This window comes from Fictibacillus sp. KU28468 (assembly GCF_026153615.1).
Taxonomy (GTDB): domain Bacteria; phylum Bacillota; class Bacilli; order Bacillales; family Fictibacillaceae; genus Fictibacillus_C; species Fictibacillus_C marinisediminis.
This window is the reverse complement of sequence record NZ_CP110666.1, coordinates 2187330-2205919: the sequence shown is the minus strand read 5'-3', so window position 1 is coordinate 2205919 and position 18590 is coordinate 2187330. Positions and strand designations below refer to the sequence as shown.

Genomic DNA, 18590 nt, shown 5'->3' with positions numbered 1-18590 from the left:
TTTAAAAAGTTTATTGAAATTTAAGCTTTTGTTTAGAAGTGGTTTAGAATTCATGGATACCATGAGGTGAAAGGGAATATTGACGAAAAGGAGGTGTTGATGATGAAGCAGTTGACAAGCAGGGCAAAAAAATGACTGGTAATCCTCCATCTTTTATTCGCTGCTATTTTATTTGGAGTCACTGTATCCTTTCTTGTACTAAGTGTTACCGCAGCTGCTACGGATGACGTGACCATACTGAAGAGCTGTTATACGGTCATGTACATTCTTGCAGCTTCGTCAGTACGTGCATCAACGATCGGTGTAGTCGTAACGGGGATCTTGCTGTCGGTTTGGACGAAGTGGGGGCTGTTCAAATTCCACTGGATCATCGTAAAGGAAGTCTTAACGATTCTTTCTATAGGGCTAGGAATCTTCGGGATGTACTACTGGATCCTCGATGCCTCTTCTATAACGGCAACGGAAGGTCTTCGTGCGCTGCATGATCAGGGGTTCCTTGTGAACCGGCTGCAGTTGTTCATAGGTATTATTCTTCAGATCCTTTCCACTGGGACGATGTTCATGCTGTCAGTATTTAAGCCATGGGGACGCCGGACTGGCAGCAGTTAACCATGATCAAATAAAAGGAGGAAAGTGTATGGGCTGGGAACATCACGGATTTCCATTTCCATTCTTCGGATTAATTTTTTTGAGTCTAGTAACCGTACTGATCATTTTTAAAATGATAGCATTTCGGAGGTGCCATTCCTATATGAACAATCAAAACGACGCTTCCGTTATACTGAAACGCCGTCTTGCTTCAGGGGATATTAAAGAAGAGGAGTACAAGAAGCTTAAACAGCTAGTAGACAAATAAAACCTAAAAGGGTTTTACTAATCGAGAAAGAAATAATAGGAGTAAAAAACACAAAAATTAGTAATACGGACCCAGAATTTCACTGGGTCCAATTATTTAAAAGCCGCCTTCTAAAGGATGAAAAGGAATTCGCAATCTTTCTTCCACTGTGCGCAGGCGTTGGTTTAATCGGTTTAACTGGCGTGAATGGCGTTCAACAGTGTTTTCAAGTTGGTTAACTTCCCGATTAAGCTGGTTGACTCTGTTTTCCAGCTGATTAACCCGCCTTTCAAGCTGCCTTATTGGAGGCTGTCTATCTGGGTCATGTTGCTGATGAGGATAATAATCATTCGACTGTTGTGAATAAGGGTCGTATTGCTGCTGCTGCTGGACGTATGGTTGATAAGAACCGTATTGCTGCTGGACATATGGTTGAGAACCGTATTGATAAATAAATAACCTCTCCTTTCAAAATTCTCAAAATAAACTCCCTTACTAAGATATGTATCCAAAATGGGAGTGGACATATATAAATACCTATTTTTAAAAAGAAGGAGGATCCAGTTTTCATTAAACTCTAATATCATAGTAAATCCTTTTTAGTCAGCCTCTTTATTTTTGTCTATGGTGTAATGGTTTATTACTACAACGCTAAATAAAGGAGAAGAGTTGCACCTCGACGAAAACAAGATCACATACATATTGTAATATTTTCATATTTATCTAGAAAATTATGACGTAGAACGGGCATTTGGGATTGAGCCTCTATTTTATCCTTAAGGTATATAAACACGATCCTATTGTTTAGTTTTTTTCAAAATTGGGTACTTTTTGTCCTAAGGAGAGTGATTTAATTGAATCCTAAATTTAAAATATTCCACAATGATGAACATTTGAGTGAATCGATTGACAAGCTTAGAAACAATGGAATTCGAGATGATGATATTTACATTCTTGCTCATGATAATGATCATGTCAGACGCGACAGGAAGGAAACAGATGCCAATAAGATTGGGGTCAACGTAACTGGGTTGGGCACTGCGACGAAAAATGTGTTCAAAAGCAAAGGTGATAAATTAAGATCCAAAATGAAGGAAATTGGATTTGACCAATCAAAGGCTGAACAACTAGAAGAAGAATTAGACAAGGGAAAAACGCTATTAGTTGTAACAAATCAAGATGAAGTTAAGTTTTAATGCATGAAATTCACCTGTTAGTAAGTAAAAGGGCAGTATTCATATTGGAGTTCTACTTTTTAGACTAGAGGCATTATTCGTAAGCTGGTATATCGAATGTCAGTGGGATTTGTATTTAGTCGGATAAGTATCCTCATAAAGAATTGAGGAAATTTGATTTATCCACAGTTTCTTTGCCATAAGAATGGTTCTTAGAGTGTCGTCAGAAAATGAACACGCTATAAGGTAATAAAATTACTCTTGAACTAACATGTGCATTAAAATGTAAGCTGCCAACACTGGCAGCTTTTTTTTATTGTATCAACGGTAGATTTTTTGATGAATGATCTTATTGTTTTAATTGAATAAGATAAAAATGGGGGCGGGAAATATACAGCGACAAGAAGTTACGAACACTGGAAATCCCGTTAAATGAGGTTGTAAATATAAATCCGTTTAAAGTCACAATAGAAAATATTAATTTTAAAATTGCGTTTTAAAGCAATAGCTAAAGAGGAAAATCCATTGCTGTCCATTAGTTAACTGTCGGTAGTTGTTTTAAGAAGGTAAGGGGGCAAGCATGAACAATAAGAAGCTGATAAAAAAGTTTGATAAACAAGCAAATACTTACGATCGAATAAGAGAAAAACAAATCCAAAGGAAGTGGAGAGAAAAATTAATTGAAGAGGCCCAAGGATCCGTTCTAGAAGTGGCAGTCGGAGCAGGAGGAAACTTCCCGTTTTATAACCGTGAGGAGATTGAAAAAATTACAGCGGTGGATTTTAGTCCTAAAATGTTAGAAAAAGCAAGAGTAGCAGCACATCAATATCATCTTCCAATCGAATTTGTTGAAAGTGACATTGATCAATTGGAGTTTGAGGAGAATCAGTTTGATACCATTGTTTCTACGCTTTCATTCTGCGGTTACCCTCAACCATTAAAAACGTTAGAGAACCTAAGTAAATGGTGTAAACCAATGGGACAAATATTGTTATTGGAGCATGGTATCAGTTCTAATTTCATTTTCTCAACGTTACAAAAGGTATTAGATCCTTTGGCTGTTAGAACGATTGGGTGCCATCAAAATAGAGACATCATGGAACTGATCAGCCTTTCTCCTATTGAGATCCAGAAAGTAGAACATCATTGGCTGGATGTTTTCCATCTGGTTTGGGCGAAACCCAAAAATAAATGATGGTCAGAAAAAATAATGTATTGAATTCATAAGGGGCTGTCCAGAAAGTCGAAAATTGACCTTCAGGCGGCCCTTTTTGGCTTGAAAAATCTTCAATGAAAAGTTAATTGAAGTGGAAGATGCGAGACTCCTCGAAAATGAACTTCACATTTTCTTCGTGCGATAAAAAGCTGCCGGAGCCTTCCTTGTCCTGCGGGACTAGCGTGACAGGTGAGACTCCCGCCGGTGCTTGCACCAAAAAGTAGGCGTTCACGCCGGTAAGTCTCACCGCACGCCCCGCGAAAGTAGGAGCTCGCGCCGGTAAAAGCGAGCAGCCTGGAACGGAAATCAACAGCTTACAGACTTCTTGGACAGCCCCTTTTTGCTTTAGGAAATCTTCAGGCATCTATTTTTCAAACAGCTCTTTATGTTTTAACGAAATATAGTTATCCATAACAAATATCCTTTTTCTTCTTGAACAAGGAAGAAATATCGAAACCTTATTGGAAATAAAAACGTATATGAATCATAAGAAGGAAATTAAAGCACAGGCATTCATTGTATTAATGGTATTTAAAAAATTATAATAGACGGGAAGAAATAAAAATTGGGCTCTATCATTTTACAAATTGGGCAATATATTTACGATATTTATTATTGGTTAATGTTAATATCCATTCTCGGTTCCTGGTTTCCGCAATTTTATGCCACAAAAGTTGGCATATGGATTAGTAAACTAGTTGACCCTTACTTTGCTATCTTTCGGCGTTTGATCCCGCCTCTTGGTGTAATTGATTTTTCACCTATCATCGCTTTAATTGCGTATAGATATTTAGGGGGATTTGCTCTAGAAGGTCTCCGCCAATTAATGAATTTGATGGGCGTATAATAATGATAAACAACATGTTGAATAAAGCAGAGAAAACAATAAATCTTAACAGGGCTGCATCGCAGCTCTTTTTTTTATTGAACTAACGAGCAGCATTCCTGTTCCCAGAGTTTCTAACGGTTTTAAAAGATGGGGAAGGTATTAAGCGATTTGCCAGTACATCTATTGGTAATCGTAAATGTTCTCAACTGGCTATTTTGTACCAAAAAAGGGGCTGTCCTGAAAGTCGAAAATTGACCTTCAGGCAGCTCCTTTGACGTGAAAAATCTTCAATGAAAAGTTGATTGGAGTGCAAGGTCGAGACTCCTCGAAAATGAACTTCACATTTTCTTCGTGCGATAAAAAGCTGCCGGAGCCTTCCTTGTCCTGCGGGACTAGCGTGACAGGTGAGATTCCCGCCGGTGCTTGCACCAAAAAGTAGGCGTTCACGCCGGTAAGGCTCACCGCACGCCCCGCGAAAGTAGGAGCTCGCGCCGGTAAAAGCGAGCAGCCTGGAGCGGAGATCAACAGCTACCAGACTTCTTGGACAGCCCCTTTGACTTCGCATTACCCCAATGTTAAGAATATTTTACCTCTTTATTTTACCCCTTATGTTATAAAAAACCTGTCGAATATTATCCAAACAACATCATTTCCGTTGGTAAAGAAGAAATCAAAACTTTTGTAAAACCATTGCAGTGAAGTGATAAAACTGAAGGAGGGATAAGATGAGATCGAGATTTCAACGCCAAAAGAGAAAAAAGCTCCATGTTAGTCTTAACGCCTTAATTTGTATCGTATTGGTCCTAATATTTATTGTAGCAGGAAATATAATATGGGGAGACAGTAATGAGGCCTCAACCAATAACCCACAAAATCAAACCAGAAGTAAAGGTGAACAAAATAACCAACAAAATAATGACACCACGATCCGAAAAGATAAAGAGACCGATTTGAAAAACCAAGAGATAAAATTGAGAGAAAATAAAAAAACTAAAGACCAGCAAGAAGCTAAGCGAATCCAGAAAGACTCCGAGGAAGCTAAAAAAGAACAAAAAGCAGAAAAAGACAGAGAAGAGCAGAAAGCAAAAGAAGCCAAGGAAGAACGTGATAAGCAAAGGTCTCAAGACGAGAAGAAAGTTACAGGATCTGGGTCGTCGGAACCCATTGGAACGAGTCAGACTGGACCACATACTACGAGTTATGTTGAGGATTCAGTGGATTGGAACGAAAAAGTAAAAGCAATCCAAATGGCAACAGGTCTAGGGGACAACATGAACATCTGGCGAATTGAAAATGGCGGGGGACCGCAAAAATCAGTGGGAAAAGTGAGCCCTGACGGCGAAGATAGTTGGATGTATGTTGTGAATCTTGAATGGGTTGATCAAAAAGGTTGGAAAGTAACAAGTGTTAGTAAACAAAATCGATGAAAGGAATTTCTTATTGAACTAAGTGTGCATACTTAGAGATCAAGAGTAGCTGGTGCTAGTTTCTTTCTCCATAGTCTTGTTCCAATAGGGGCCCTACCAACAAAACGCGGAAAACATACGCTAAGAGAGTAACATCAGGAAAATACGGGTTTACAACGGTAAGGAAATCCAAATATAAAAAAAAGCCTAATTTCTCGTTTTTAACACCGGGAAATTAGGCTTTAGTTACTTCATTAAAGCGTCCTTTTCTTGAATAAACAAGTAGCTCATATTATCCGGTATTGTGGAAGCAATTAACTTATTCTTGATGGTAATGTTAAATATCGTGGAAAAGTGAGATTACTTTGGATTAACAATTGTTTAATTAAAGTTATCCGTTAGGAATAGCATTTTCAGAATACCAATAAAAAGCATAATATTCATAACTGAAGAATCACCCAACTGATGTAGCATAGCTGAAATATTCCCTCTATGATATGTTCCATGATTTACAACGTGTAGACCATTTCAGATATAATTGTTTCTCTTAATCCTGCCCATGGATTATCTAACATTATTCTCTTTTCCATATCTTCCTGTCTGTTCAAAAAGGATTTAAACCGAGATGTTAAAGTGTGAAATTCCGTTTCTAAGTCTTCAATGGGCAGTTTCTCAATCTTTTCTTGAATTTGAAATGAAAATTGCATAGCTTCATTCATACTCTGACCCTCGAGGGTATTAAGCCATCCATATTCCACCAAATAGAGATGAGATAAAACCTTTGAAACAGAAGAAAAGACACTTTTCATTTCCTTCTGATATTTATCTAGGAGAAAGTGTCTTAAGATGATCAATAATCCGTTGATTTGCCCATAAATGATAGTTATATAGATTTTCTAAATGATTTGCTATACAATCGCCTCCTTATCATCACATTTTTTAATACTCTTAATCAGAATGAATTATTCCTTTAATTATTATTACTTATCTGATGAGATCTTCAACTATACTAAATTCCATTTAAATGTGGCTACTGCTCCAGCAGGTAAAGTTAAAGCAAGCAAAAAAAGCATATCTAATGCTGTCCTTTTATGTTTAAGTTTTAGTAGCGGAAAAATGACATCCTGATGCTTATTTGGTAATATTTTCTTACGAATGTACGTTTCGGGACGAGGGTTAAGTTAAAGGGGAGGATCCAAAATGATAGTGATACGAGAAGCAATAGAACATGAATTTGAGTTCATCCGAAGACAAAGAATTACAGCCTATAAACAGTATGAACATGCCGTACCCGCTGAACATTTGAAGGTTCTTCTTAAAGCAATTTCTTCCGAAATCACTGTTGAAAATGGTGTGGAGTATTTGGTAGCCGAATCGGACGGAGCCGTTGCAGGGAGCGTGGTTTTGTTTCCACCACGATCCGATGCCTATGAGGGTCTCACTGGTGCATTGGATTATCCAGAAATTAGAATGCTTGTTGTGGATACTCAATTCCGACAACAGGGGATTGGTAAATCGTTAATCGAAGAGTGCATCAATCGTTCTCAGAAAAAAGGATTTCCATCAATCGGTTTGCATACCGCTGATTTTATGAAAAGTGCGGTTAAACTTTATGAAAGGTTAGGTTTCATTCGTTTGCCTCAATTTGACTTTGTACCTCTTGACGATGGAATTGTGGTGAAGGCGTATCACTTTGATTTGACGACAATCTGATTTGAAGATTGAAAAAGAGAAAAAATTCCGTCTTTTTTCCCTAGTTAACTTTTTGTAGTTGAAAGGAATGGGCAAACATGAACAATAAGAAGCTGATAAAAAAGTTTGATTAGGGAACATTGTGGATCTACAGACATCATTCGAAATCTTTATTTCAAGCACACATAAATTGATATTGAAGACTAAAGGAAAATCCGATGAAGAATACACGAAGAGGCTTGCAGATGCAGGGTATGCTTTAGAAGCAAAAAATATAGACAAGAGTGGTGCGGACAAAGTGCTTTTAGAAATTTAAAATTTCAATAATATATTGGCACTATATTTGTAGTGAGATTTATCAATACTCAAAAACATAAATCTATTTGTGAAAATCGACTTTAAGGTTTATATTAATGGGCTTCACTATCGTGAGGTCCATTTTTTTCGCCAATCGGGCAGCATCTATTTAATAAATAAAAGTATATTAGAGATTGTGAAATAATCTACTTAAACAATAGGGTGCGTTAGCTGAAGATAGGAGCTGGGTCTGTTAAGGCAGCTTTTTTCTAATGAAACTATCGGGGCAGGATAGTTGAAGAAATGGGTAATAAATTGATATGTATCGTAATAGGTTTCGGTGGGAATTACGAACCCGGCAGAGAGCAATGCCATCTTGAACGCAAATCAAATTGCCGTCGAAAATCCACCAGCGGAATAATTGGTATAATATAAAAAAGCGTACATTCTTTGGAATATACGCTTTTTTGACTATTATTGTTTATCTTGGTTCTCCTGAGACTTGTCCTGTTGAGCACTTCTTACATCCCGTTTAACAGGAGTTAATTCAGAAGACGCTTCTGTTTGAAATTGTGGTCTTGCAGTTTGCATGGTTTGTCGCTGATTGGAAGCCTGTTTGCCAGGTTCTCGTCCTAATAAGCGATGGAAGAAGATTTCAAAAGCTGTGATTGCTATCGAGCCAATAAGTGAAGCGGATAACACGTCATCCTCAATGGTCATATTATCGATCATTAGGTAGAGAATTACAAACGCTAAGGCAAAATCAGCAATAGTTGCCACTGTGTTATTGGTAACCCGTAAAATAAATAAGTCACCCACTACATAACTAACAATAGCTAATACCGCTGAAATCCCTAGGATATCAGAAGCACCCAAATCGTAGCCCAACGCATCGATAATGCCCAGAACAACAGCAGCTGCAATAAACTTCATGACAATTCTTAAAATATGCCTCATTTCTTACACCTCCTTTGTTTATTTTTCGATAAAATCTTTTTAGATATACACCGAGATAAAAAGAATTTCAGGAGGTTAAATTGGAGGCTAACTTGAAGGTCATTTTTTATTGTTGTTGTACTAAGTACGTAAAGGGATAAGAAGACGGGTTAATTAATGCTGCAATGAATGTTGGTGTAGGTTTATCCATTATCGATATATTATAGCGGAGAAACAGGAAGCGTAGGTTCTAGAATTTTGCTTGGATTTGAAGGATTAACGGAAACTGAAATCAATACAGGAATTAAGTTATTAAAAGAAGCCTGGAAGCTCTAAGGTAATGCCAATTGTACACTCAACAATTAATGAGTTTTTGAATTGTACTTACCTATCGGGTAGCTTATGTTAAAAATGGGATGGCTGCGGTGATCCCGTTTTTTTATTGTGCTAACGGGGCAGTTTAGTTGAAGAAGGAAAAAATAACCTTTGGTAGAATTTTTAGATGTAATCCGATGAAAGGAGACATTTATCTATTCATGGAATTAACCAGATCCCAATTGTTTGCACTAAAAAATATTACAGATTATGCAAGGAACCATATACATGAAGCTAATGTATCAATAAAACACATACTAAAAATGTCTAATATTTCTGATGAATCATTTAAAAATGCTGTTGCTAAAGTAAAGGATCATGCAAGGGTAGGATTACATTTTCATCCCGATAGACCAAATTCAACTATGCAAACCGTTGCTGAAGCGTTGCTTGAGAATGGAATATATAAGAGTCAGTTTGAAACAGGTATATCTAACGGCAGCGTATCTTCATACCCTGGTGGTGAACGAGACCTTTGGGAGAAGAGAATTTTTGGAGGTGCTTATCAACTTTTCGGCACAACCAATAACCAACGTCCTAAATATGGTGCACTAAATTTGATGTTGCACCCAGATGGACCTGCTCCTCGGTTTGGATCATGTTATTTTCTTCTATCCCCAAAGGTCTCATATCGTTCAACATACACGTATTTAGATTCACATCAAGACCCAAAAGAAAAGGGGACTTATGAAGCGTTTAATATGATTTTGGCTGCACTCTTAGAAGAAACATTCTTAAGGGATTTTGCGATTGGTGAAAGAAACCTGACTCCAGTTAGATTAGTGAATCATTTACTGGCTAATCTTGAAGGACCTTTCACGAATCCTGCAATTACAGAGCAAAATAGAAATCTTAACCACTATATTGAAGCTCAGATTCATGGGGATGTTTCTCTAAAAGACGATGTGGAGGTGCTTGTGGCGGATCCTTCTTTTAAGGGCACCCTTGTAGGAAGTTTCCTAGAACAAATATGCCTTAAGTATTACATTGATCTATATTGGCACAAGGGCTTTAAACTTATGGTAGACGAAGTTCCTTCTGATTTTAGAGGTCCATCAATGCCATCCTTGGCAAGACGTATTGCCCCCAAAAAATTTATCGATGTGAGCATAATTGGATCTGCAGTAATGGACTTAAAAAAGGATCCAGCATCCTGGAGAGATCGAGGAACTTATAAAGATGTACTTCAAGAATTGAAACTATTGTGGCACGTTTTAGTAAGGTATGGAAAACCATTTTGAAGCTGAACGAACGTTGGATTGATTCCTCAAGAAGAATGTCACCTTTTTTATGATTCAAGAAGAATTGTGAAGGATTGTACTTAAAGTAACCGGTGCAAGAGTGAAAAAAGTAACTGTACTGCAACCCAAAAGTTAGAGCTGAATTCTGACTTTTGGGGTACTTTTCTATGGCTAAAAATATTTCCTATAAAATTCCTGTCTGATGCTTCCGCTTAATTGCGCATAAATCCGGGTAGTTTCACTTTTTTCATGACCTAATAAGCTTTGAATAACATCATGAGGTGCTCCTTTATTCAATAAATGGGTTGCATAGCTGTGCCTCAGTTGATGCGGATGAATGTCTTTGTTAATGCAAGCACGGTTGGAAATTCGCTTAATTATGTAAAGCATCGTGGCAATGCCCATTCGATGAGGATCGCGTTCCGTGACAAAGATAGCAGGATCTCTGTCTACACGACTATCCAGGTATCGTTTTAACCAAATTTCGCAGCGGATATTAAAATAGACTTCCCGTTCCTTATCGCCTTTACCTCTTATAACAGCTGACCGGTTCGACCAATTAATTCTACCTCTATCTAGGGTAACAACTTCACCTATTCGACATCCAGTGGAAAACATGAATTCAAACAGAGCCTTTTCCATTGGGGTACAACAGGCTTCCCGTAAATGTTCAATTTCTATTTCAGTCAAAAATTTAGGAATTCGTTTCCCGGTTTTAGGTTCTTTTATTTTAGCTGCTGGGTTTTTGGGAATATGCCCTTCTTCATGAGACCATCGAAATAATAATTTCATAAAACGAATTCGATGAGCCAAACTTGCAGGCTTGAGGTTTTCACTTGATTTTGCTAAATAAGCTTTTAATTGATCCGTAGTGATCGTATCAAGTTGAACATCATTAATAAAGCGTATAAGTAAGCTGGACTGTAGTTTATATGCTTTTAATGTTTGCGACGAAAAGCCTTCAATACGTTTATCAGATTCATACGTTTCCCATGCTTGAGATAATAACAAGTTCATCTCTCCCTAAAAAATCTTTTTTTCAGGAATTATTGATCTGTTTCACGAAATTGAAACGGCGATTCGTATTAAACTGAGGGAGTTGAAAAGGGAATTAGATAACTATGCTAATATAAACTTAAGTTAGGGGGAGATAATGTGGATGACAAATTAATGGAAATGCCCTTTCCAGAACTTATCTCAAAATTAGTGGTAGCCCCTTTATATATTTTAGTGGTAATAGTGGCTATTTTAAATGTAATACTAAATAGAAAAAATAAAGGATGTTTTAATTTTTTCTTGATAATGGGTTCTTGGGTATACATTTGTATATATTTATTAGCACTGTATTTCTTTTTCTTTTCCTTGGAAAATAAATAGTTATACAACTAACAGGTGCGCTAGCTGAAGATCGGAGCTGTCTTTAAGGCGGCTTTTTCTTATGGAACTAAAGGGGCAGGTTTGTTGAATATGTAAGATGAATAATTGTACTCAAACTAATGGATGTAAGTGTCCCTATATATGCTTCTTATCTCTGATTTTTTGTAATGGATACCCTGACTTCTCCCAGACATATAAGACTCCTTGTTTGAAGGACGTAAAGGTCTTCGCACCAATAAAAATTTGATCCCTAACAATAGATTGGGCAAGCTCGGGTTTGATTCCGACATAGATAGGTTCTACACCCATTAAGCAAAGTGCAGTTTGCATCTGTTGCAGGCGAGATGCGGTTTCAGGCTTAAGTCCTTCGTTAACCCCTGATAAATCAAAAAGGACGTCATTAATTTGATGATTGGCACAGTATTTTAATACTTTGCTCTCAATATGATTTATTCGGTCTTCCGTGATTTTCCCGAGAAGGGGAACAAGCACAGAAGTATCATTAGCAAGTGGAATAATAGGGCTTTCTAATTCCTTAATTTGTTCGTTTTTTTCCTGGATGGCGTTGTCAAATTCGGTAAGGTCTTTCCAAGTAAGAATATAACCCAGCTTTTCCCCTGCTTCAGAGGTTAAGGTGTTGACAACGATATTGGATTTAAATCGTTGAAATAAAGTTATAGTAGTGGAATGAGGAAAGTACCCATTTTTCATATATTCCAACGATTTTTGACTATGAAATCTAGAGATGTTTTGCCCTATAAAATCTTCTGGGTTATCAATATTGACAAAAGGTCCAATTACTTTAAGGAGTTCTTTGGCAGATTGGTTAATCCATACGATTTCATACTCAGCATTGGTAATTAATATATTTTCACCAACCTTATCAAGTAGCGTTGGAATGTTTGTTTGACTAAAAAGTTCAATAGTTATGGCAAACCTCTCCTTTAATCATTATAAAACAAGTATAATTGAGACAATAAAGTATTACAATTTTCAAAATTCAAGCAAATATTAATATAATAACTAAAGGGGCAGTTTAGTTGAATAAGAAAGTTAAATTATGTTAAGAGGGAATTAAATGGGTAAAAATGGTATAATTAAAAAGTCTGAAAATTAATTGATATAATTTTTAGTCAATAGTTGTTAGAGGAGGCGTTAATCACTACAAGGGGATAACGACTACTTAACAAAGTTGTTTAGCGTTTCCCCGAATTTTGAAAGGGGAAAATTATGAGTATTGAAAATGTGAAAATCGTAGAATTAAATGCAGAAAACTGGTACGAATGTTGCGAATTAGAGGTATCAACAGAACAAAAAGAATACATGGAGCCCAATGCTATATCAATAGCTCAGTCAAAGTTTGAGCCTACACTAAAGCCATATGCTATTTATGTTGAAGATAAAATAGTTGGCTTTTTGATGTACAATTCTGTTCAAGAAGAACTTGATGGTTATTGGGTTTATAGAATAATGGTGGATGAGGAATACCAAGGCAAGGGTATAGGTAAAGCTGCAACCAAATTAATGATTTCAAAAATGGCTAAATTACCGAATGCCATAAAAATTGTTGTAGGCTATCACCCTGAAAACTTAGGAGCACATAATTTATACTCGAGTTTGGGATTTATTGATAATGGTGATAGGTTCGGTAAGGAAATGGCAGTTATAAAAAATGTAACCGAGTGATAGGCCGATAGAATACTTCAATAAGAAAGGACCATTCTTTGGTCCTTTCTTATTGTGCTAACGGGCGCGTTAGTTGAAAATCGTTTGGCCGCTTTTTTATGATGCTGTTTTACTCAAGGGCAGGTTACTAAAGCAGGTTAATTGATATTAACAAATGAAAAATGTAGCAGGGCTTGCCCAGCTACATCTCATACATCCTATTTAACAAATAACAGCTTCCATCTTCGGCAAACCATAAAAATTTACCAGATTTAATATTAAACTCAACGGTGTTTTTATTATAAATTAACTTTGTTACTTTTTTAAATTGCATTAGTAATTCCATCGGGGGATCTGTGATAATGTCCTGAGTGTAGTTAGTAATGACAAATCCTTTTGGATCTAATCTTCTATCAGGTTTTACTTCTGTCATCCAATTGCCGTTAAGCAAAATCGATTTAGCTATTATCTTCTTTTTCCTATTCTGAACAGACCAGATCTTTCGGCAATTACACCGATGTATTTTACACTTCATCCCATAACCCTCTTTTCTTTTAGGTCATGGTTCATTATATTTAAACTTTTAGCAAATCATTATGATGAAAGAATCGATTATTGAAATAAACTTAAAAGTACTTATTGTGCTAACGGGTAAATCTTGTGTCGATTGTGGTTGTAGGTATCATTATCATTTATACGAAGAAAACATGGTAGTACCTTTCGTGTGCAATTGTGGTCACACTTATTTACCAGCCTCAATTTATGTCCAATACAACAATTTATTTAGCAAAACCATAGATCAATCCAACTATTTGAGCAACTACATCAATCGTAACGTGTCCACCGATGAAATACATTATTTCCCTAAAAATTTGTTATTACAAGGGTATATAAATCCCCTCGAAGATTTTTTATCCATGAAGGCAAAAAAGGGAGCAGGCAAGTGCCATGTCGTAAAGAAGAGTGTCCCGAACTTTGTGTCGCAAATGTCCCTATGTTTGTGTCGTATACAGTTAGTTAATGTATAGCGACATTAAAGTCGGGACGCTATAAACGTAGATTAATAAAGGTTTTTTTAAAAATGTCCTTACTTTAGCGTCGTAATTTCAACGACATTAAAGTAAGGACATTTTCTGCAATGGACACAAAAGTCAGAACAATCTCTGCAGCCCCCAAAATAAGTTCTGCAATGCCATAACACTAAGCGTCTTTATTATTGTAATATAAGTAAAATTTTCAACATGCTAATTCGAATTTGAATTGCTTTGAAACGAAAGCTACTGTTCAGTAGCAGATGCAGCCTAAAAAACGAGCTTCTTTAGCTAGCTAATGAATCCTTTGATGCCAAATTCTTACTTTTCCTGTATAGTACAAATATAAAACGTATAGACAAGGGTGTTAGGAAAATGGCTAGAGCAGTTACTGGTGACCATGTATTGTTTAATGAGTGCATTCCTTTGTTTCGCCCGGAAACAATCAGAGTAAAACAAACGGAAAATAAGTTGACAGGATATCTATTGTTAGATTTTAGTTTGGCTGAAGTTCTTACCTTCAGCCATTTCAGCATATATCCAACGATTGAAGTAAAGCTTCCAGGTGCATATTCCGCTTTTATTGCACCAGTACTCTTACCAGATTGGTTTGAATGGCATCAAAATGCTCATTTATTTACGATAGCTCTTGCTGCAGTTTGCTCATTTGTAACTGGTAGACCGGTAAAAGCACCAAGAGATGGGTATTTAACTGATCATAAACAGTTAGATGACGATTGTCTCGGCGAACTCGCAATACAACACCCTATTCTTACAGCAGGACCCGGTGCTCATGATATACGCCTTTCTCAAAAAACCTTAAGAAAGATAAAGATACTCCTACAAGAAACGATTCAACTCCTGTTTGATCTTCCGTATAATTTATACACTAAAGCAATGCAATCAATCCGATTGGTTCACTTAGCCCATTTGAATAAAAGGGAAGACTTCGGTTTGAGTTATTATTTGTTAATTTCAGCAATGGAACCAATGGCGACCTCAGCTATCAAAAGAAAAGTGGTTGCCTCAAAGAATCCTTTACTGGATCAATGGAACGAAATAGCAAAAACCCATCCTGAATTTGAGCACTTGTTAACGGCTTACAAACAAGAAATAGGAAAAAACAAATTGATTGGAAAAAGGTTCGTAGAGTTTGTCATGAAATATTGCCCACCAGTACAATGGGGAGAACTAGAACATCCTCGGGAAAACTCTTTCTCCTACATATCTGAAATCTCAAAGCACTCGAATGACTGGAGTTCGGTTACTGAAAAACAATGGTTCGAAGTTTATCCGGAAGATCTTAATGAGGAACAAATAAGGAAATTGCTTTCAGATTGCTACAATCAACGGTCAAGGTTTACTCATGAAGGTGAAAATCCACCACATAAATCTCCTGAAAGTTCTAATCGATTTTTCGATAAGGAAACCATTGTAGATTATGATAATAAAACGAAAGAGTTATGCAGGATTTATGAAATAGTTTTACCTAATTTCCGACCAATTTCCTTTATTGCAAAAATGTCGATAATCAATTATTTGAGAGAAAAGTCAAAGGTAATGAATACCTAGCGTTAATGAACTCAGAGAGGAGTAATAAATGAATAAGATAATAGTTGTTTGGGTAGTCGTTCTTGGGGTAGTTCTTTCTGGATGTAGTAAAGTGACCAGTGAATCAACGAAAACTTCCCCACAAAGTTCCAAACAAAACACAAAAACAACAGAAACGACATCACACAGTTCGGAACAAAAAACTAAACCAGCGGTAAAGAAATCACCTTTTAAAAGTTCTACAACTTCAGAAGTATCACACGCGGGTGAGAATATCACTGGTGTTTGGCTGGCAACGGGAAAACAGGATGGTGTAAATAGCACTTGGTACTTTAGCAACGGACGATTAATTGTCAATTACATGTACCATTTTTCTTATGTAATCGCTAAAAATAAAGATCCTCATGGGTATACTGTGGTAACGATAAAAAATAGCAAAGTCAAGCGGCAACATGCTTTGTTATTGAAAAGAAACGGGAACAGTAATTTTGAAGGTTTAACTGTTGAGGGGGAAGCTTATAACAAATATTTGGCTAATGGTACAGTTCCAAAAGGACAGATTATCGAATTTGCCTTCCAAAAAAATGCCTGGGGAAGTATGGACGAAGCTATTGATTTTTATGAAAACACCTATAAGAATACGAATAATGAGATTTCTAAAGAAATGATATGGGATAATTACCGAAGGGATTTGTGGGATTTGGTTAAGAAAGGAACTTCAGATCATACGATAACGTTACACTGGACGAATATCGGCGGGGCTGGGGGAAGCTACGATCAATTTGTTAAAAATGATAGAACCACAGTGATCACCTTCTTTGATGGAAACGCAGGCTATCCCAATCATCCTACCATGAGATATACGATTCGAAATTCAGATTATAAAGTGATTAAGACAGAAGAACTGTGGAAGCAATAATAAAAATGGCGAATTTGATTATCAGTTCGGCTGGGGCAAGCCTTTGTAAAGCGGGATCTCGATGAAACACTAGCATCGCTTAGAGAAGTTAGGCTTCTTCGCTCGGGAGGAAATGGATGTCACCTGTTGCTATGCCACTCAGGACAAATTTTGGGTGACGGACCCGAACGGGAACGAATGGGAGTTCTTTTACACGAAGAGTGATGTAGAGAGCATGGAACCCAAAAAATCTGCATGTTGTGCACCGCAAACTCAAAAGATTGAGATAACAAAGTCATCATCATCATCTTGTTGCTAAGACGCATAAAGAGAGGCCCCTCCAAAATAGGAGAGGTCTCTTTTAGTTGTAAAAAGATACATAGCCCATGATTACAAAAAAAGTAAGAAGAGCTATCAATACCACCAGACCAATCCATACTCTTTTTTTCATTGTTACATCATCCCTTTTGGTTGGTTGTTGAAATACTTTCGTTGGAACCAAAGAGCAACATTAACGAGAGCGATCATGATAGGTACCTCAACAAGCGGTCCAATAACCGCTGCAAATGCTGCACCAGAATGAATACCAAAGCCCCCAACGGCAACGGCGATGGCCAGTTCAAAATTGTTGCTCCCTGCTGTAAACGCTAGGGTTGTTGTAACAGGGTAGTTCGCCCCAATCTTCTTTCCGAGATAGAAAGAAACAAAAAACATGCACGAGAGAAAGCCCTAACACTTTGACATCTTTAAACACGCGGCCCATTTCCTCGTAACGTACCTTCGCCAAGGGAGGATACATCATTAGTATGAGACCCACGGCAAGGGGAATGGATGTCGTACCCACCTGCCAAGAATTTAGGCTATCTACAAATTTTGGGAATACAGCTCCCATACCAATTCCTATGGCCATCGCAATAAAAATCCACAGGGTTAACTATCGATCCAAAAAGGACAAGCGTTTCATCTCAACAACTCCCTTGATGTTTTTAACAATCGCAGTGGAGGGCTACCTTGGATTCCTTTATTTTTCGCATGTTTTCGGTTTGGTCAAGAACATGAGCTAATAGGTCGTCAATTAAAGGGTATATTTCACTTTGAAGGATTAATGAATAATACATCCAGCGGCCTCTTCGTTCTTCTTTAATTAAGCCACTATCTTTCAGTTTTCGAAGATGTTGGCTGATGGAAGGCTTGCTCATAGCAAAAACCTCATTTAATTCACATACACAACAATCACGATGCTTCAGAATAGCTACGATCGTTAATCGTGTTTTATCACGCAGTAATTTTAAAGCCTGAACCATCTTTTCCAAGGGTACAGTCTTGGTTGGAATTTCGCACACCTCCTATTCATCCATAGTCATATAACAATATGTAAATCCCGAGCTCGAAAGAATTTGTCCCATTTATCGCTGTTCATCATACAATGAAATTTAATTTAGAATAACGAATGACTTTAGTTTAGAAAGTAAGATAGAATTGCTTTAATCAGGAGGGATTTAGGTGAAAATCCAAATAATTGGAGGCTCAGGAACTGGCAAGAGCACATTAGCAAAATATATCAGTGAAAAGGACAATATTAAGTGGATTGATACAGATCATTATCTTTGGAAAGATGATTCTTTTTCAGAAAATAATCCAATTGACAAACGTATTGAAATGTACCAAAGAGACATGAAAACCAACAGGAATTATGTGGCGTCTGGTTCTATTTTTTCATGGTGTCCTGATGGGTTTAGCAACCGTGACCTTTTAGTTTTTCTTTCAATTGATGAAGTAGTCCGTATGGAACGATTAAGGAGAAGGGAAATTGAACGAATTAATCTTAATCAAATGTGGCTAGATGAAAATGGTGAATATACGAATGACTTTTTAGAATGGTGTAAAACATATCTGTCGGAAGAAGATAAGAGTATGGCGGGTACTTATGCGGAACAATCCTATCAAATGGCAATTTCAAAGAGTGCTGTTTTAAAACTCGACAGCTCTCGCCCCCTCGAAGAACTCCACGCAGAAATTAAGAACAGATTAGGTCAACATGCTGATTAACATGAAAGTAAGCTGTC

21 protein-coding genes and 3 pseudogenes are annotated in these 18590 nt (G+C 37.1%); 15 read left to right on the top strand and 9 right to left on the bottom strand.

All coding sequences use genetic code 11. The annotated features are described in order from the left end of the window. The first annotated feature begins 228 nt into the window (after positions 1 to 228). A complete protein-coding gene (locus tag OKX00_RS11440) occupies positions 229 to 609 on the top strand; it encodes a hypothetical protein (RefSeq protein WP_265407445.1) in 381 nt (126 codons plus the stop codon). Positions 610 to 637: 28 nt separating this feature from the next. Then, positions 638 to 856 (top strand): SHOCT domain-containing protein, encoded by a 219-nt coding sequence (locus OKX00_RS11435; RefSeq protein ID WP_265407444.1) that lies wholly within the window; start codon positions 638 to 640, stop codon positions 854 to 856. A gap of 96 nt (positions 857 to 952) precedes the next feature. Here OKX00_RS11435 and OKX00_RS11430 read toward each other — a convergent pair whose 3' ends face one another. After that, positions 953 to 1288, bottom strand: coding sequence for a hypothetical protein (locus OKX00_RS11430; RefSeq protein WP_265410527.1), 336 nt, complete (start codon positions 1286 to 1288; stop codon positions 953 to 955). 401 nt (positions 1289 to 1689) lie between these two features. Between OKX00_RS11430 and OKX00_RS11425 the strand changes: the two genes are divergently transcribed. Both OKX00_RS11425 and OKX00_RS11420 read left to right on the top strand, forming a co-directional pair. After that, a complete protein-coding gene (locus OKX00_RS11425) occupies positions 1690 to 2031 on the top strand; it encodes a YflT domain-containing protein (protein WP_053354181.1) in 342 nt (113 codons plus the stop codon). 559 nt (positions 2032 to 2590) lie between these two features. Next, positions 2591 to 3205: a class I SAM-dependent methyltransferase gene (locus OKX00_RS11420; RefSeq protein WP_256226992.1), complete on the top strand. Its 615-nt coding sequence runs from the start codon at positions 2591 to 2593 to the stop codon at positions 3203 to 3205. 103 nt (positions 3206 to 3308) lie between these two features. Here OKX00_RS11420 and OKX00_RS11415 read toward each other — a convergent pair whose 3' ends face one another. Beyond that, entirely contained in the window at positions 3309 to 3536 is a 228-nt protein-coding gene (locus OKX00_RS11415; RefSeq protein ID WP_265407443.1) for a hypothetical protein, read from the bottom strand. Positions 3537 to 3791: 255 nt separating this feature from the next. On the opposite strand from OKX00_RS11415, the gene OKX00_RS11410 reads away from it, so the two are divergent. Further along, positions 3792 to 4073 (top strand): YggT family protein, encoded by a 282-nt coding sequence (locus tag OKX00_RS11410; RefSeq protein WP_265407442.1) that lies wholly within the window; start codon positions 3792 to 3794, stop codon positions 4071 to 4073. 240 nt (positions 4074 to 4313) lie between these two features. On the opposite strand, the gene OKX00_RS11405 is transcribed toward OKX00_RS11410, so the two are convergent. Further along, positions 4314 to 4580 carry a hypothetical protein gene (locus tag OKX00_RS11405; RefSeq protein WP_265407441.1) on the bottom strand — a complete coding sequence of 89 codons (267 nt, stop codon included), beginning with the start codon at positions 4578 to 4580 and terminating at the stop codon, positions 4314 to 4316. Positions 4581 to 4780: 200 nt separating this feature from the next. On the opposite strand from OKX00_RS11405, the gene OKX00_RS11400 reads away from it, so the two are divergent. Continuing rightward, the gene (locus tag OKX00_RS11400) at positions 4781 to 5482 is read left to right on the top strand and encodes a DUF1510 family protein (protein ID WP_265407440.1); all 702 of its coding nucleotides are present in this window, start codon (positions 4781 to 4783) and stop codon (positions 5480 to 5482) included. A 370-nt stretch (positions 5483 to 5852) separates the two neighbouring features. On the opposite strand, the pseudogene OKX00_RS11395 reads toward OKX00_RS11400, so the two are convergent. Further along, positions 5853 to 6373 (bottom strand): annotated as a pseudogene (locus tag OKX00_RS11395) (DinB family protein). A 288-nt stretch (positions 6374 to 6661) separates the two neighbouring features. On the opposite strand from OKX00_RS11395, the gene OKX00_RS11390 reads away from it, so the two are divergent. Both OKX00_RS11390 and OKX00_RS11385 read left to right on the top strand, forming a co-directional pair. Continuing rightward, positions 6662 to 7174, top strand: coding sequence for a GNAT family N-acetyltransferase (locus OKX00_RS11390; RefSeq protein WP_265407439.1), 513 nt, complete (start codon positions 6662 to 6664; stop codon positions 7172 to 7174). Between the two features lie 121 nt (positions 7175 to 7295). Then, on the top strand, positions 7296 to 7469 hold the full coding sequence (locus OKX00_RS11385; protein WP_265407438.1) for a hypothetical protein: 174 nt from the start codon (positions 7296 to 7298) through the stop codon (positions 7467 to 7469). Between the two features lie 455 nt (positions 7470 to 7924). Here OKX00_RS11385 and OKX00_RS11380 read toward each other — a convergent pair whose 3' ends face one another. Then, complete coding sequence (locus tag OKX00_RS11380) at positions 7925 to 8407, bottom strand: YndM family protein (protein WP_265407437.1); 483 nt, start codon at positions 8405 to 8407, stop codon at positions 7925 to 7927. A 515-nt stretch (positions 8408 to 8922) separates the two neighbouring features. Here OKX00_RS11380 and OKX00_RS11375 point away from each other — a divergent pair. Beyond that, positions 8923 to 10002, top strand: a complete 1080-nt coding sequence (locus OKX00_RS11375) for a DUF3626 domain-containing protein (protein WP_265410526.1) — start codon at positions 8923 to 8925, stop codon at positions 10000 to 10002. Between the two features lie 171 nt (positions 10003 to 10173). Here the strand turns inward: OKX00_RS11375 and OKX00_RS11370 are convergent, their stop codons facing one another. Then, positions 10174 to 11013, bottom strand: a complete 840-nt coding sequence (locus OKX00_RS11370) for a tyrosine-type recombinase/integrase (RefSeq protein ID WP_265407436.1) — start codon at positions 11011 to 11013, stop codon at positions 10174 to 10176. A 144-nt stretch (positions 11014 to 11157) separates the two neighbouring features. Here OKX00_RS11370 and OKX00_RS11365 point away from each other — a divergent pair, with 144 nt between their 5' ends. Next, entirely contained in the window at positions 11158 to 11379 is a 222-nt protein-coding gene (locus OKX00_RS11365; RefSeq protein WP_265407435.1) for a hypothetical protein, read from the top strand. Positions 11380 to 11514: 135 nt separating this feature from the next. Here OKX00_RS11365 and OKX00_RS11360 read toward each other — a convergent pair whose 3' ends face one another. Continuing rightward, entirely contained in the window at positions 11515 to 12090 is a 576-nt protein-coding gene (locus OKX00_RS11360; RefSeq protein ID WP_265407434.1) for an STAS domain-containing protein, read from the bottom strand. A 519-nt stretch (positions 12091 to 12609) separates the two neighbouring features. On the opposite strand from OKX00_RS11360, the gene OKX00_RS11355 reads away from it, so the two are divergent. The 4 genes and pseudogenes from OKX00_RS11355 to OKX00_RS11340 all read left to right on the top strand — a co-directional run. After that, positions 12610 to 13065 (top strand): GNAT family N-acetyltransferase, encoded by a 456-nt coding sequence (locus OKX00_RS11355; protein WP_265407433.1) that lies wholly within the window; start codon positions 12610 to 12612, stop codon positions 13063 to 13065. Positions 13066 to 14450: 1385 nt separating this feature from the next. Then, positions 14451 to 15647: a hypothetical protein gene (locus OKX00_RS11350; RefSeq protein ID WP_265407432.1), complete on the top strand. Its 1197-nt coding sequence runs from the start codon at positions 14451 to 14453 to the stop codon at positions 15645 to 15647. Positions 15648 to 15675: 28 nt separating this feature from the next. After that, positions 15676 to 16545 (top strand): hypothetical protein, encoded by an 870-nt coding sequence (locus OKX00_RS11345; RefSeq protein ID WP_265407431.1) that lies wholly within the window; start codon positions 15676 to 15678, stop codon positions 16543 to 16545. A 76-nt stretch (positions 16546 to 16621) separates the two neighbouring features. Further along, positions 16622 to 16843 (top strand): annotated as a pseudogene (locus OKX00_RS11340) (glyoxalase/bleomycin resistance/dioxygenase family protein); the annotation flags it as partial. Between the two features lie 134 nt (positions 16844 to 16977). Here the strand turns inward: OKX00_RS11340 and OKX00_RS11335 are convergent. Both OKX00_RS11335 and OKX00_RS11330 read right to left on the bottom strand, forming a co-directional pair. Further along, a pseudogene (locus tag OKX00_RS11335) lies at positions 16978 to 17434 on the bottom strand (arsenic resistance protein). Positions 17435 to 17510: 76 nt separating this feature from the next. Continuing rightward, on the bottom strand, positions 17511 to 17858 hold the full coding sequence (locus tag OKX00_RS11330) for an ArsR/SmtB family transcription factor (RefSeq protein WP_416054336.1): 348 nt from the start codon (positions 17856 to 17858) through the stop codon (positions 17511 to 17513). A gap of 169 nt (positions 17859 to 18027) precedes the next feature. Here OKX00_RS11330 and OKX00_RS11325 point away from each other — a divergent pair, with 169 nt between their 5' ends. Beyond that, complete coding sequence (locus OKX00_RS11325) at positions 18028 to 18573, top strand: AAA family ATPase (protein WP_265407430.1); 546 nt, start codon at positions 18028 to 18030, stop codon at positions 18571 to 18573. Positions 18574 to 18590 lie beyond the last annotated feature (17 nt).

Excerpts from the sequence above, each read along its gene's own strand:
- OKX00_RS11400 (WP_265407440.1), top strand. The coding sequence starts at position 4,781 with ATGAGATCGAGATTTCAACGCCAAAAGAGAAAAAAGCTCCATGTTAGT.
- OKX00_RS11345 (WP_265407431.1), top strand. The coding sequence starts at position 15,676 with ATGAATAAGATAATAGTTGTTTGGGTAGTCGTTCTTGGGGTAGTTCTT.
- OKX00_RS11420 (WP_256226992.1), top strand. The coding sequence starts at position 2,591 with ATGAACAATAAGAAGCTGATAAAAAAGTTTGATAAACAAGCAAATACT.
- OKX00_RS11355 (WP_265407433.1), top strand. The coding sequence starts at position 12,610 with ATGAGTATTGAAAATGTGAAAATCGTAGAATTAAATGCAGAAAACTGG.
- OKX00_RS11380 (WP_265407437.1), bottom strand. The coding sequence starts at position 8,407 with ATGAGGCATATTTTAAGAATTGTCATGAAGTTTATTGCAGCTGCTGTT.
- OKX00_RS11375 (WP_265410526.1), top strand. The coding sequence starts at position 8,923 with ATGGAATTAACCAGATCCCAATTGTTTGCACTAAAAAATATTACAGAT.
- OKX00_RS11435 (WP_265407444.1), top strand. The coding sequence starts at position 638 with ATGGGCTGGGAACATCACGGATTTCCATTTCCATTCTTCGGATTAATT.
- OKX00_RS11360 (WP_265407434.1), bottom strand. The coding sequence starts at position 12,090 with ATGAAAAATGGGTACTTTCCTCATTCCACTACTATAACTTTATTTCAA.
- OKX00_RS11350 (WP_265407432.1), top strand. The coding sequence starts at position 14,451 with ATGGCTAGAGCAGTTACTGGTGACCATGTATTGTTTAATGAGTGCATT.
- OKX00_RS11390 (WP_265407439.1), top strand. The coding sequence starts at position 6,662 with ATGATAGTGATACGAGAAGCAATAGAACATGAATTTGAGTTCATCCGA.